This window comes from Bacillus cereus group sp. MYBK227-1, from assembly GCF_051916325.1.
In the GTDB taxonomy this organism is placed as follows: domain Bacteria; phylum Bacillota; class Bacilli; order Bacillales; family Bacillaceae_G; genus Bacillus_A; species Bacillus_A cereus.
Window position 1 is genome coordinate 182597 of sequence record NZ_JBQAGK010000003.1, and the last position, 13390, is coordinate 195986.

Consider the following 13390-nt stretch of genomic DNA (forward strand, 5'->3'; position numbering starts at 1 on the left):
TAGGGAGTAAAGCGACATGAAAGAAATTGAATTAAAATTAAAAGGTGAAATAAATAGACTAACAAATAAAACATTTAAATTTGACGAACGTGTTGGAGAAGGTTGGTTCTCTGCCGTTTACTTTTTAAAGACTAGAGAAATCATCGAAGAATTTCGCCCGAAAAGTGTTGTAACGATGCAATTTTTCCAAAAGGAAAATGCAGTTCTTTGCGGAACGGATGAAGTAATTGCATTGCTACAAACATTCGCTAAAAATCCTGAGGAACTTGAGATTAACTCTTTAAAAGATGGCGATAAAATTAGTCCATTTGAAACAGTGTTAACAATTCATGGCCCTTATGAAAATTTCGGATTTTTAGAAGGTGTCATTGATGGGATTTTAGCTCGTCGTACATCGGTTGCGACAAACGTATATAACGTTGTCCAAGCTGCGCGTAGCGTAGATAAAGAAAAACCAGTTATTTTCATGGGAGACCGTGATGATCATTATACACAACAAGCTGGTGACGGTTATGCAGCATACATCGGAGGTATGAGCGCACAAGCGACGCATGCGATGAATGAATGGTGGGGCAAAAGTGGTATGGGGACGATGCCTCACGCATTAATTCAAATGTTTAATGGTGATGTTGTGGAAGCGGCAAAAGCATATCATAAGAAATTCCCAGAAGATGAATTAGTTGTATTAATTGATTACAACAATGATGTCATTACAGATGCACTTCGCGTAGCGCGTGAATTTGGATCAACATTAAAAGGTGTACGTGTAGATACGTCCCGCACGATGATTGATCAATACTTTATTCGCCACCCAGAAGTACTTGGAACATTCGATCCACGCGGTGTAAACCCATCGCTTGTATTCGCACTTCGTAAAGCACTTGATGAAGAAGGATTCCAGCATGTAGACATCGTTGTAACTGGTGGATTTGATGAGAAGCGTATTCGTGAATTTGAAGCTCAAAACGTACCTGTTGACATATACGGGGTAGGAAGTAGCTTATTAAAAATGAATATTGGCTTTACTGGTGATAATGTAGAACTAAATGGGAAACCAGAAGCAAAAGCTGGTCGTAAATATCGTCCAAACCCACGTTTAGAGCGTGTTCAATTAGAAAAAAGAGAAGAGATGTAAAAGAGAGAAAAACTGATAGGTGATTGACCCTATCAGTTTTTCTGTTATCATAGTATAGCGGCTTCTTTTTTGCTATAATGGACTTATTATGGACATATAAAGAAGTACGTACGAGTTTATCCTGATAAGTGAAGGGAAAGAATAACTTCACTACATCAAAAATGTATGATGATTACCAAAATAAGAAAAGATTCATATACTGTCTTATAGATAGGCCGTTGTATTAGTTCGAAATGTTGGAGGTTCTTTAAGATGACAGTTTACCATTTTGTAGGAATTAAAGGAACAGGAATGAGTTCATTAGCGCAAATTCTTCATGATATGAAGCATACTGTTCAAGGGTCTGATTATGAAAAGCGTTTCTTTACACAAACAGCGTTGGAAAAGCGTAGTATCTCGATCCTTCCTTTTGATAAGAATAATGTAGAAGAAGGACAAGTGATTATTGCAGGAAATGCATTTCCTGATACGCATGAAGAAATCGTAGCAGCAAAAGAATTAAACATCCCAGTCCATCGTTACCATCATTTCTTAGGTGACCTGATGAGCCAATACACAAGTGTTGCTGTAACTGGTGCACACGGAAAAACATCAACAACAGGTTTGTTAGCCCATGTAATGCAAGGTGCACACCCAACATCTTACCTTATTGGAGATGGAACAGGGCATGGGGTAGAAAATAGTAAGTATTTTGTATTTGAAGCTTGTGAGTATCGTCGTCATTTCTTGTCTTATAATCCAGACTATGCAATTATGACGAATATTGATTTTGATCATCCAGATTATTTTGCAGACATCAATGATGTATTCAGTGCATTCCAAGAGATGGCATTGCAAGTGAAAAAAGGCATTATTGCATGTGGAGATGATGAAGAACTTCAAAAAATTCAAGCGAAAGTACCTGTTATTTTCTATGGATTTGGAGAAGATAATGATTTCCAAGCACGCAACATTCAAAAGAGAACAGATGGTACGATATTTGATGTATTCGTTCGTAACACGTACTATGATACGTTCAAAATTACAGGATACGGCAATCACAGCGTATTAAATGCGTTAGCAGTAATCGCGCTTTGCCATTATGAAAATGTTGATGTAGAAGCAGTAAAACATCAATTAACAACTTTTGAAGGCGTAAAACGTCGCTTTAATGAAAAGCCGATGGGAGAGCAAGTAATCATCGATGACTACGCACACCATCCGACAGAGATTAATGCAACGATTGAAGCTGCTCGTCAAAAACATCCAGAGCGTGAAATTGTCGCTGTATTCCAGCCACATACATTCTCACGTACAGAAAAGTTCTTAGATGAGTTCGCAGAAAGCCTAAGCAAAGCTGACCAAGTATACTTATGTGATATTTTCGGATCAGCACGTGAAAACAAAGGTGAATTAACAATCGAAGATCTGCAAAAGCGTATTGACGGTGCAGAATTAATTACAGATACAACAACGGATGTATTAAAGAAACATAAAAACGGCGTTCTAATTTTCATGGGCGCAGGTGACATCCAAAAATTCGAAGCGGCTTACGTAAAAGAAGTTCAAGTTGCAGAGAAATAATAGAAAAGACGCATAGCTTGGCTGTGCGTCTTTTTTATGTTGTCGTGGTTGTGCATTAATGTTGAAACGTCGATATATATGGAGTTGTGTTCGATATATTTCAAAAATCGTTGATATATTGGTACGCGTTTTGAAATGTAAATGTTAGAATAATAAGAAAACTAAAAAGGGGACTAAAAAACATGTTCACACTCCGAGTAGATGACGAAATCGAACTACAATTACTAGAAAAACATCATAAAGAGGAATTATATCAATTATTAGATCAAAACCGTAATCATTTACGGAAATGGCTCCCTTGGGTAGATGGGACAAAATCTGCTGATGCTTATGATGAAATTTTTCCGATGTGGTTAAAGAAGTTTGCAGAGGGAGACGGTTTTGAAAGTGGTATACGTTACAAAGGAAAGCTCGTTGGGATGGTAGGCATTCATCCAGTGAGCTGGGGGAAGAAAGCGACGAGTCTTGGGTATTATCTTGCAGAAGATGCTGGCGGGAAAGGTATTATGACGCGTAGCGTAAAGGCTGTACTTCACTATGCATTTGAAAATTTAAAGCTGAATAAAATTGAAATTCGGTGCGGTGTTGGAAATGCGAAAAGCCGCGCAATTCCAGAACGTTTAGGATTTAAGTTAGATGGTATTTTACGAGATGAAGAATGGCTATATGATCATTTTCATGATATCGCTGTATATAGTTTACTAGCTTCAGAATGGAAAGAGATTCGATGAACGAGAAGATTCGTATTGTTCCATATGAAAGTACGTTTCAAGAGGAAGTAGTAGATCTTATCGTTCATATTCAGCAAAAAGAGTATAATGTTTCAATTACGAAAGAAGAGCAACCTGATTTACTTGAAATAGAAACATTCTATCAAAAGGATCACGGAAACTTTTGGGTAGCAATTTATGATGGTAAAGTAGTTGGAACAGTAGCTTTATTAGATATTGAGAATCATCAAGTAGCGCTAAGAAAAATGTTCGTACAAAAAGAGTTTCGCGGAAAAGAATGGGGTGCATCACATATGTTGCTTCAAACAGCAATTTCATGGGCTGAGGATAAAAAATTGAAAGATATTTACTTAGGAACAACAGTAAAATTTTTAGCGGCACATCGTTTTTATGAAAAGAATGGTTTTCAAAGTGTGAGTATAGACGAGTTGCCGAAAAACTTTCCGGTGCTACAGGTAGATAAGAAATTTTATAGGTACATTGTGTAAAAGGTCATTTAGAAATGGCCTTTTTCTATGAACTAAAATGGAAATAGTGGTATAATTTGGATTATGGGGGTAGGTATGAACTTTCCAATTCAAAGAAGTAAGTCAGTAGTCATTTTCGTTTGCCTTACGTTAGTTTTTATGTTTATATATCCAATTGTCATGCTTTTCACTAATAAAGCGCATTGGATGTCAGCGTTGATTGGGATGGGTTTATGCTTCATTGTAAATGTACCACTCGTTTGGGAAGTATTTATTAAAAAACATAAAGTAGAAAATGGCGTATTAAAGTACGGTATTTTAAATGGTGATATTGTATTAAAAGATGTGAGAATTATACGTCAGGTCGGAAAGTCTCTTGAAATTACGACGAATGCATATAAAGTACATATGGTTGCGATGCCGCAAAATATGGATGAATTCTTGGCGCTTATAGAGAAAGAAAATCCACATGTGAAAATAGAAATGGTAGGGAAGAAATGAAATATATAAAACCTTTTTTTGCTTGGAAATTATGCTGGTGTTTGCTATCTGCACTAGGATAAATATGAAATGGAACCTGCCTTTATATGTACCAATATTAATAGGTACTATCGCAGTGGCACTTTTATATTATTTTCATTTTCAGCAAACAAAAAGTAAGAACAGTAGCTCGATATAGAGTGAGGATAATAAAAAAACGCTCGGATATAATTCTAACGGGTTCGGATTAGGAGTACAATAACTTAAATAGCGTAATAATGTTAGGTTCAAATCGTATATGATTTGAACCTTTTGTTTTTGTTGATTTAATAAGGTTTATTGGTAATTAACGTATTGACAATAGCCAATATCATATGTTTGGAAATCATGCTAAAATAGATTCCGATATTGTTGCTACACCTGCTCAGAGGCTTCGTATAAGTAGAAAAAAATATGAGTTAAATGATATTATCTATTTAAGAAAATCATTTCTTTCAAAAAGAAGGGGGATTGAGATGAACACAATGAAAAAAATAATAAAAAAACTATTTTTTAGCGATTTGGAAAAGTTTAGCCAAAGTCTTGGATATTCTACTTGGAATGAGTTAATGGACAATTCCTTTCACATATTCATTATCCCTCCCGATGCAGAATGGTTTGCAACCCAATTACCTAATAAAAATTGGGCAGTATGGAATGATAAAGGACAACCTCCTTTCGAATATAAAGAGTTCGTGAAATGGGCAGAAGCTATACGGTATTTAAGAGATATTTTTGAAAAGAATGGCTACCCAGAGGAGAATTGGGAACCAGAAGGTTTTGAACAAAATGACGACTGTTATTCTCAAGAACCTGACAAAAACAAACGTATAGAGGATTAAAAAGACATCTTGTTATGTTGTCTTGAAAACAGAAAAAAGCATCTGAAATTGATGCTTTTTTCTATGCTATTAAATGTATTAGTTTAGGTACAAAATTCAAGCTAAATCAGTTGTTTTTTGCATTGCTTTTTCTGATTTTGTACCTCAAAACCGAACCCGTTAACATAATTCCGAGCGTTTTTCATTATTTTAAGTTCTCTGGGTTTAAAGCTTCTAATTCAGGTACAACGAAGCGTCCGTCTTTACGGATTAGTACGTCGTCGAAGTAAATTTCGCCGCCGCCGTATTCAGGGCGTTGGATACATACTAAGTCCCAATGGATGTTCGAGTTGTTACCGTTCCATGCATCGTCGTAAGCTTGTCCAGGAGTGAAGTGGAAGCTGCCATCGATTTTTTCATCGAATAGGATGTCTCCCATTGGATGTAAGATGTATGGGTTTACGCCGATTGCGAACTCACCAACGTAGCGTGCGCCTTCGTCTGTATCAAAGATTTTGTTAATGCGTTCTGAATCGTTTGCAGTTGCTTCAACGATTTGGCCGTTCTCGAACTTAAGTTGTACATTTTCAAATGTATAACCGTTGTAAGGAGATGGTGTGTTGTAAGAAACTGTACCGTTAACAGAATCACGAACTGGTGCAGAGTATACTTCACCGTCTGGAATGTTTAAATGACCGGAGCATTTAATTGCTGGAATGTCTTTAATAGAGAATGTTAAGTCAGTTCCAGGACCAGTTAAACGAACTTTATCTGTTTTATTCATTAATGTAACAAGGCTGTCCATCGCCTTATCCATTTTACCGTAGTCTAAGTTACATACTTCAAAGTAGAAGTCTTCGAAAGCTTCTGTACTCATTTTAGCAAGCTGTGCCATAGAAGCATTTGGGTAGCGAAGAACAACCCAGCGTGTTTTTGGAACGCGAATGTCTCTATGAACTTTTTTACCAACTGTTTGGCCATGAACTTTCATACGCTCACTTGGAACGTCAGCTTGTTCATTAATATTATCGCCAGAGCGAAGGCCGATATAAGCGTCCATGTCTTTCATTACGCTTGCTTCATATGCAGCGATTTGTTCGAAATGTTCTTCAGTAGCACCCATTAATAAAGAGCGATCTACTTGATGATCTTTTAAAGAGACGAATGGGAAACCACCAGCTGCATATGCTTCTTTTACAAGTGCAGTTACAAGTTCTTTTTGTAAGCCAAAGTTTTCAATTAATACTTTTTCACCTTTTTGTAAGCGGATAGAGTAGTTAATTAAATTGTATGCTAACTTTTCAATACGTGGATCTTTCATATGTAAAGCCTCCCTACTAATTATGTATCCTCTCCTATTGTAACCTACTTAGTGGAATTTGTTGAATGATTTATGTTACAGTTAACGAATAAGTATGAAAATTCTAATGATGAGATAGGGATTAGAATGAAACGGAAAATGATTGTATAATAGGGGAAAGTATGAAAAAGATAAAGGAAGTGATGAAATGCAAGTTCTTTTATATGTAAGTGCGGCTATTATCGCGGTTGCTTTCGCAGTATTAGTAGTGTATGTATGCAGAACGTTGTTATCGGTTCAGAAGACGTTAGAAAACGTTGCAAGCACGTTAGAAGGTTTAGAAAAACAAATGCAAGGAATTAGCGTAGAGACAGAGCAATTATTACATAAAACGAATGCGTTAGCTGATGATATTCAACAGAAGTCACAGTCATTAAATAAAGTGGTAGCGGGTGTAGATGGGATTGGAACGACAATCCAATCTTTAAATACGAAGCTTCGTAATGTATCAGACTCTGTAACGGACGAAATTGAAAATAACGCTGATAAAGTAGCGCAAGTTGTACAGTGGAGCAGTGCGGCGATTGAAGTATACAATCATTACCGTGCGTCGAGACAAGAGAAGAAGGTTGAAAAAGAAGAGCGTAAATTAGAAAGAATTGAGAAAAAAGCTGAAAAGAAAGAGAAACGCTCTAGATTTCGTATGAGAGGTGAATCGTGATGAATATGACAAAACTTGAAACAATTGAAGAGCTTGAAGTCTTAGTAGAAAAGAACGAGCCGTATGTTCTTTTTAAACACAGTACGACATGCCCAATTAGTCACGGTGCATACACAGAATTTCAAGCGTATTGCAGCGAAGAAAGAGTAGTACCAGCGTATTACTTATACGTACAAGATGCGAGAGATGTGTCAAATCGTGTTGCAGAACAATACAGTATTAGACATGAATCACCACAAGTGTTATACATAAAAGATGGGATGGTAGTATGGAATACATCTCATTGGAATATTAAAAAAGATGCTTTAGAAGAGAATATAAAGTAAAAAGAAGCAAGCTAAAGGTGCTTGCTTCTTTTTTTTTGTTTTTGTTGAAATATATTTAGTGGTACACTATTAATAGTTCAAACTAAATAACTAGATTGTTGAAAGTAGGTTTTAAGTAATGAAGAAAATGGCATTATCCTTCGCAGTCGTAAGTTTATTACTGGGAGCTTGTAGTAACAATAGTAATACGATTAGTAAGAAGGATGAAGTTATACAAAAAGATACAAAAGAAAAAAGTATGATTCCGAGAACTGCTGTTTCTAAAGATTATTATAGAACTGTTATTCCTTTAAAAGAACAAAAGGTTATTAATACAGCTAATATAAAAACAAATTCTAAATTAGATTTAGCAGAGTATGAAAATGGTTTAATAAATATTGCAACGCAGCAATTTGATACAGAGAGTCACGTACTGCAATTAAACCAGTATATTCCAGAGAAACTAATTGATGAACTAGTTGCGAAAGTAGAAGCGCCAGTTTTGACAAATATTATAGAACAAGATTATTTCGGAAAACAGAATTCAAATGAATTAAGTTTATCTGGTGTTATGATTGGCTTAGCTATGTCTTCAAGTGTATCGAATGAAGAGGCTATGTCTAAAGGGACTGAAGTTGCTAAACAACTTATTGAAGCTATTAACAAAAATGATAAATATAACAAATCTCCAATTACGTTTGCTATCTTTAAGCAAGAAAGTACAAGTTCTTTAAAAAATGGTACGTATATTGCTAGTGCTACTGTTCAAAAGAATGATACGAACCTTGGAAATTGGAGTACGATCGATGAAAAGTCGTATTCATATCCTTCTGATGAATTTACACAAGCACATGGAGAAGATAATACAAAAATAAATAACTTTGCTAAGGAAATAAAAGGTTTTTCTAATGGAGATTTTATTCCAGTCAACGCTAAAGTTTCTTATAAGAAAGATCAAATGGATACATTAAATATGAATATTGTTATTAAATATAACGGTAAAACAGAATTAATGGCTCTTACCCAATTAGCTGCTCAAGGCATGTTAGACAAATTGCCTAAAGATGCGAAAGTACAATTACAGATCAAGTCTGAGAGTAAAATTGAGGCCGTTATTATAAAAGAGAAAAACAGTGATAAACCGTTTGTTTCCTTCTTGTAAAAAAAGACAGTATGTAAACTGTCTTTTTTTTATTTTAAATGAAAATATATAATGTTTTTTGATAGTAATTCCTTGCTGTATATCGTGTGACAATCGTATATGTATCAGCTATAATAAATTATCTTAAAAAAGTAACATATAGGAATTTGAAAGAGGTGGCTTTCTTATGGCATCACAACAATTAGGTCGTTTACGTTCTGAAATTGATCAACTTAATTTACAAATATTAGAGTTACTAAACGAAAGAGGTCGTCTCGTACAAGAAGTTGGTAATTTAAAAGAAGTACAAGGTGTGAAACGTTTTGATCCTGTACGTGAAAGAAATATGCTGGATTTAATTGCAGAGAATAATAATGGTCCATTTGAAACTTCGACTTTACAACATATTTTCAAACAAATTTTTCAAGCTGGTTTAGAATTACAAGAAGACGATCATCGTAAAGCATTACTTGTTTCTCGTAAGAAAAAAACAGAAGATACGATTGTTGAAATTAATGGTGAAAAAATTGGTGACGGAAATCAGCATTTTATTATGGGACCGTGTGCAGTGGAAAGTTATGAACAAGTACGTCAAGTTGCTGAAGCAATGAAAGGGCAAGGTCTGAAATTAATGCGTGGTGGTGCGTTTAAACCACGTACTTCACCGTATGATTTTCAAGGTCTTGGATTAGAGGGATTACAAATTTTGCGCCAGGTAGCAGATGAATATGGTTTGGCTGTCATTAGTGAAATTTTAAATCCGAATGATATTGAGATGTCATTAGATTACGTTGATGTTATTCAAATTGGTGCTCGCAATATGCAAAATTTTGATTTGCTAAGGGCAGCTGGTGCTGTGAATAAACCAGTATTATTAAAACGTGGTCTATCAGCAACGATTGAAGAATTCATTAATGCGGCAGAATATATTATGGCAAAGGGAAATGGGAACATTATTTTATGTGAACGAGGTATTCGCACGTATGAAAGAGCGACGCGTAATACGCTTGATATTTCCGCTGTGCCGATTTTAAAGAAAGAAACACATTTACCTGTCGTTGTCGATGTAACGCATTCTACAGGGCGACGTGACCTTCTCTTACCAACTGCAAAAGCAGCGATGGCAATTGGTGCAGACGCAATTATGGCTGAAGTACATCCAGATCCAGCTGTAGCTTTATCTGATGCAGCGCAACAAATGAATATACCGCAGTTCAATGATTTTATGAATGAATTAAAATCATTTGGAAGTAAATTATAAAAACTTTTAATGAGCTGTTCCAAAAAGGCATTTTGGAACAGCTTTCTCCTATTGTATAGCGACTGTCATTGTCGATTTTTGTTGGTAAGTTGATATATTTAAAAAATCGCTGATATAATTAGAGTTGCGGTCGATATATTTGGAAAATCGCTGATATATTTCGAGTTACAGTCGATATATTCGAAAAATCGCCGATATAAATTTCATTTACTATCGTACTGCTTAAAATAAGATTTCTACTAAGGAAACATCTATTTTTTTACAAAAAATGCCCTTTTTTCATAAAAAATACGAAAATACGAGAAAAGAAGCGAATTTTTTCGAAACTTTTGCGGGAAAATATTGTATGAGCCTGCGTTTTTATCGTATCATTAGTAAAAGGAAGAACTCGGGACGATTGGTGGCATCTGCAAATAGAGTTGATGTCTTTTTTTCATTCAAGTAACCGATACATAAAAATAGATAACAAAAATAGAAGGAGTGTGCGATGAGATGAACGTAACAATATATGATGTAGCGCGTGAAGCGAACGTTTCAATGGCTACCGTATCACGCGTTGTGAACGGTAACCCAAATGTAAAGCCTACAACAAGAAAGAAAGTATTAGAAGCAATTGATCGTTTAGGATACCGCCCAAATGCGGTAGCACGTGGACTAGCAAGTAAGAAGACAACTACAGTAGGTGTTATTATTCCTGATATCTCAAATACGTTTTATGCAGAACTAGCTCGTGGAATTGAAGATATCGCAACAATGTACAAATATAACATCATTTTAAGTAACTCTGACCAAAACAAAGAGAAAGAGTTCCATTTATTAAATACGATGCTTGGAAAACAAGTGGACGGAATTGTTTTCATGGGTGAAGATATTACAGACATTCACATTGAAGAATTTAAAAAATCTCCAGTACCAATTGTATTAGCAGCATCATTTGATGAGCAAAATGAAACGCCATCAGTAAATATTGATTATACACAAGCAGCTTATGATGCAATGAAGCACTTTATCGAGCAAGGACATAAACGTATCGGTTTCGTCTCTGGTCCTTTCATTGATAAAGCGGGAAGCGCGAAGAAGTTACAAGGTTACAAAAAAGCTTTAGAAGAAGCAGGTATTTCATATGATGAAAATCTTGTAATCGATGGAGATTACACATATGACTCAGGTATCGAAGCATTCGAAAAGCTTTGGAGCAATGATGAAAAGCCAACAGCAATCTTCGTATCTTCTGATGAAATGGCACTAGGTGTAATCCATGCAGCACAAGACGCTGGATTAAACGTACCAACTGACGTAGAAGTACTTGGTTTCGATAATACACGCCTTGCATTAATGGTTCGTCCGCAGCTTTCAACAGTTGTTCAACCGATGTATGATATCGGTGCAGTAGCAATGCGTCTATTAACAAAGTATATGAACAAAGAAAAAGTGGAAGATCACACTGTTATCTTACCTCACCGTATCCAATTTAGAGATTCAACGAAGTAAGTATAAAAAAGCTCACAGCGATTGCTGTGAGCTTTTATTCGTATTCAGGATAGTATTTTTGTACGACTGCATTTACCATTTCGTCTTTCTTAACGTGTAAAAATCTTGCATACAATTCTTTTCCAGTTTCAAATGGGGTATCGTCTAATTCAAACACATGCAATAGTTTTCGAAACGTCCATGTTATTTGCTCGCCGTACATATTATCGTACGTATGCTCAGACTGTATAGCGATTTGTTCACCTAGTGCATGAGCTTCTTCCAAACTGTTTGCTTTAACAAGAATAATACTTTCTTCAAAAAGTGTATCGTGATTCTCTTCATAATGCTCATCAATTTTCGTAGAATCAGGCTCACTAGAATGAACAGACTCAAACAATAATTTTACAGCGTACATATTATGCTGCATGGTTCACTTTATAAATAATACTTGCGACAAGCGAAGCAGGTATTGTAAATACGTTACTTTGATAATGGTAATGTACTTGGGATTCTTCATAAGACATGTTGTCATATAGTTCGTTTTGTGAGACACTCATTTTTTTCTGTTTTTCTTTGAGCATTTTAATGTAGTTGTACTGTATTGGGACGAGAATGATGAAATAAGCTAATACGATTAGTGAAATCCAAATCATTATGAACACTCCCTTATAAAGAATATTTCTATATAACAATTATATCAATAAAAAGAAAAAATAACCATTTTTTTGTTAGAGCTAATTTTCTTCTAAAAATGCAAACAGTTCCTTTTGATTTTTTAAATTGTGATCAATACATGTTCGAGCAACATATTTCAATCCTTGTAATAATGCATCTACGTGAAAAGTATCATAATGAATTATATTTCCCTCTACCATCGTTTCGTCTTTTTGCAAGTTAATTGATATTTTTAGTACAGTTATATTACTTTGTAAATTTACAACTTCGATGTAAAAAAACTGTTTGTCTAAGTCAATCGTAACATAATCGAATCGTTCGGATAGCTATAATTTATATGTAGTAGTATATTCCAAATGAAAGCCTCCTTATTGTATAAGTGTATGTTATAATGCCTTCGCTATAGATGGGGCTATTCCTTGTTATATGTCACATAAGTGCAAATTTAACTATTATAGGGCAATGTCATGTATAATAGAAAGAAAAGGCTTGTGAGGGGGGAAAAGAGATGATCGTTCTTTGGATAATTACGCTTTGTATGACTGCTATTTTTGCATATATGACGTTAAAACAAAATGGTTTAAAGCGATTTGTTCCAGGAAGTATTCTTGCAGGAATTGCCCTTATCACGTATGTAATTTCTATTTTTATTGAAAGTGTATCAGTAGATATGAGCACAAGTTTAATGTTTATTGGTATTACACTATTTGCAGGTAGCATTATGGTACTTATGGTTGCTGGTATTATTTTATTTATTCATATGAATTCGGAAACGTTATAGCATATAGAAAAGGCATGTCCCCTCGGGACATGCCTTTTTATCCGTTCAATTATGCTCTATCTTTAGAAGAGTTTTGCTGTTTTAGTAAGTCGCGAATTTCGCCAAGAAGTTCTTCTTCTTTTGTTGGTTCTGGAATTTCTTCCTCTTTTTCTTCTTCTTTTTTAGATGTTAGTTTGTTGAAAACTTTAACAAACATAAAGATAGAAGCTGCGATAATTAAGAAGTCAAAAATTGTTTGGATGAAGTTACCATACATAACAGCAGATTTACCGTATCCAAAGTGTAAACTTGTAAAGTCAACGCCACCTAATACCATACCAAGTAATGGTGTGATGATATCTTTTACTAAAGAACTAACGATTTTACCGAATGCAGCACCGATTACAACCCCGACAGCTAAATCAACGACATTCCCTTTGAAAGCGAATTTTTTAAACTCGTTCCACATGTGTTAATCCCATCCTTTCCACGATTCATTATGAAATTTATAATTCCTA

At 35.1% G+C, this 13390-nt stretch carries 16 protein-coding genes and 2 pseudogenes; 13 read left to right on the top strand and 5 right to left on the bottom strand.

Annotated features, from left to right (window positions below):
- Positions 1 to 16 precede the first annotated feature (16 nt).
- The 7 genes and pseudogenes from ACTFRM_RS14180 to ACTFRM_RS14210 all read left to right on the top strand — a co-directional run bounded on the left by ACTFRM_RS14180 (position 17) and on the right by ACTFRM_RS14210 (position 5257).
- Positions 17 to 1135: a nicotinate phosphoribosyltransferase gene (locus tag ACTFRM_RS14180; protein ID WP_000658370.1), complete on the top strand. Its 1119-nt coding sequence runs from the start codon at positions 17 to 19 to the stop codon at positions 1133 to 1135.
- A 252-nt stretch (positions 1136 to 1387) separates the two neighbouring features.
- Complete coding sequence (gene murC / locus ACTFRM_RS14185) at positions 1388 to 2698, top strand: UDP-N-acetylmuramate--L-alanine ligase (RefSeq protein ID WP_000219468.1); 1311 nt, start codon at positions 1388 to 1390, stop codon at positions 2696 to 2698.
- Between the two features lie 182 nt (positions 2699 to 2880).
- The gene (locus ACTFRM_RS14190) at positions 2881 to 3429 is read left to right on the top strand and encodes a GNAT family N-acetyltransferase (RefSeq protein WP_000494681.1); all 549 of its coding nucleotides are present in this window, start codon (positions 2881 to 2883) and stop codon (positions 3427 to 3429) included.
- Positions 3426 to 3917: a GNAT family N-acetyltransferase gene (locus ACTFRM_RS14195; protein ID WP_001003163.1), complete on the top strand. Its 492-nt coding sequence runs from the start codon at positions 3426 to 3428 to the stop codon at positions 3915 to 3917. The genes ACTFRM_RS14190 and ACTFRM_RS14195 overlap by 4 nt, the downstream gene beginning before the upstream one ends.
- 75 nt (positions 3918 to 3992) lie before the next feature.
- On the top strand, positions 3993 to 4397 hold the full coding sequence (locus tag ACTFRM_RS14200; protein ID WP_001010644.1) for a PH domain-containing protein: 405 nt from the start codon (positions 3993 to 3995) through the stop codon (positions 4395 to 4397).
- Positions 4394 to 4575 (top strand): annotated as a pseudogene (locus ACTFRM_RS14205) (hypothetical protein). The gene ACTFRM_RS14200 and the pseudogene ACTFRM_RS14205 overlap by 4 nt, the downstream one beginning before the upstream one ends.
- Before the next feature lie 175 nt (positions 4576 to 4750).
- Positions 4751 to 5257, top strand: coding sequence for a hypothetical protein (locus ACTFRM_RS14210; protein ID WP_440043421.1), 507 nt, complete (start codon positions 4751 to 4753; stop codon positions 5255 to 5257).
- 184 nt (positions 5258 to 5441) lie between these two features.
- On the opposite strand, the gene ACTFRM_RS14215 is transcribed toward ACTFRM_RS14210, so the two are convergent.
- On the bottom strand, positions 5442 to 6557 hold the full coding sequence (locus ACTFRM_RS14215) for an aminopeptidase (RefSeq protein ID WP_000654729.1): 1116 nt from the start codon (positions 6555 to 6557) through the stop codon (positions 5442 to 5444).
- Between the two features lie 187 nt (positions 6558 to 6744).
- Between ACTFRM_RS14215 and ACTFRM_RS14220 the strand changes: the two genes are divergently transcribed.
- The 5 genes from ACTFRM_RS14220 (at position 6745) to ccpA (ending at position 11455) form a co-directional block, all read left to right on the top strand.
- On the top strand, positions 6745 to 7257 hold the full coding sequence (locus tag ACTFRM_RS14220) for a DUF948 domain-containing protein (protein WP_001197720.1): 513 nt from the start codon (positions 6745 to 6747) through the stop codon (positions 7255 to 7257).
- Positions 7257 to 7583, top strand: coding sequence for a bacillithiol system redox-active protein YtxJ (ytxJ, locus tag ACTFRM_RS14225; protein ID WP_440043422.1), 327 nt, complete (start codon positions 7257 to 7259; stop codon positions 7581 to 7583). Before ACTFRM_RS14220 ends, ytxJ begins: the two co-directional genes overlap by 1 nt.
- Positions 7584 to 7701: 118 nt before the next feature.
- On the top strand, positions 7702 to 8724 hold the full coding sequence (locus ACTFRM_RS14230; protein WP_000738025.1) for a CamS family sex pheromone protein: 1023 nt from the start codon (positions 7702 to 7704) through the stop codon (positions 8722 to 8724).
- Positions 8725 to 8890: 166 nt separating this feature from the next.
- Entirely contained in the window at positions 8891 to 9964 is a 1074-nt protein-coding gene (locus ACTFRM_RS14235; protein ID WP_000168210.1) for a bifunctional 3-deoxy-7-phosphoheptulonate synthase/chorismate mutase, read from the top strand.
- Between the two features lie 492 nt (positions 9965 to 10456).
- Positions 10457 to 11455: a catabolite control protein A gene (gene ccpA, locus ACTFRM_RS14240; RefSeq protein ID WP_001103297.1), complete on the top strand. Its 999-nt coding sequence runs from the start codon at positions 10457 to 10459 to the stop codon at positions 11453 to 11455.
- A 34-nt stretch (positions 11456 to 11489) separates the two neighbouring features.
- On the opposite strand, the gene ACTFRM_RS14245 is transcribed toward ccpA, so the two are convergent.
- From ACTFRM_RS14245 to dhp61, 3 genes and pseudogenes are all read right to left on the bottom strand, one after another.
- A complete protein-coding gene (locus ACTFRM_RS14245) occupies positions 11490 to 11852 on the bottom strand; it encodes a DUF4288 domain-containing protein (RefSeq protein ID WP_002182963.1) in 363 nt (120 codons plus the stop codon).
- 1 nt (position 11853) lies between these two features.
- Positions 11854 to 12090: a DUF3949 domain-containing protein gene (locus tag ACTFRM_RS14250; RefSeq protein ID WP_000637903.1), complete on the bottom strand. Its 237-nt coding sequence runs from the start codon at positions 12088 to 12090 to the stop codon at positions 11854 to 11856.
- Between the two features lie 81 nt (positions 12091 to 12171).
- Positions 12172 to 12468: pseudogene (dhp61, locus tag ACTFRM_RS14255) on the bottom strand (protein Dhp61).
- 152 nt (positions 12469 to 12620) lie between these two features.
- Here dhp61 and ACTFRM_RS14260 point away from each other — a divergent pair.
- Positions 12621 to 12893, top strand: coding sequence for a DUF3917 domain-containing protein (locus tag ACTFRM_RS14260; RefSeq protein WP_000636589.1), 273 nt, complete (start codon positions 12621 to 12623; stop codon positions 12891 to 12893).
- Between the two features lie 49 nt (positions 12894 to 12942).
- Here the strand turns inward: ACTFRM_RS14260 and mscL are convergent, their stop codons facing one another.
- Complete coding sequence (gene mscL, locus ACTFRM_RS14265) at positions 12943 to 13341, bottom strand: large conductance mechanosensitive channel protein MscL (RefSeq protein WP_000267011.1); 399 nt, start codon at positions 13339 to 13341, stop codon at positions 12943 to 12945.
- Positions 13342 to 13390 lie beyond the last annotated feature (49 nt).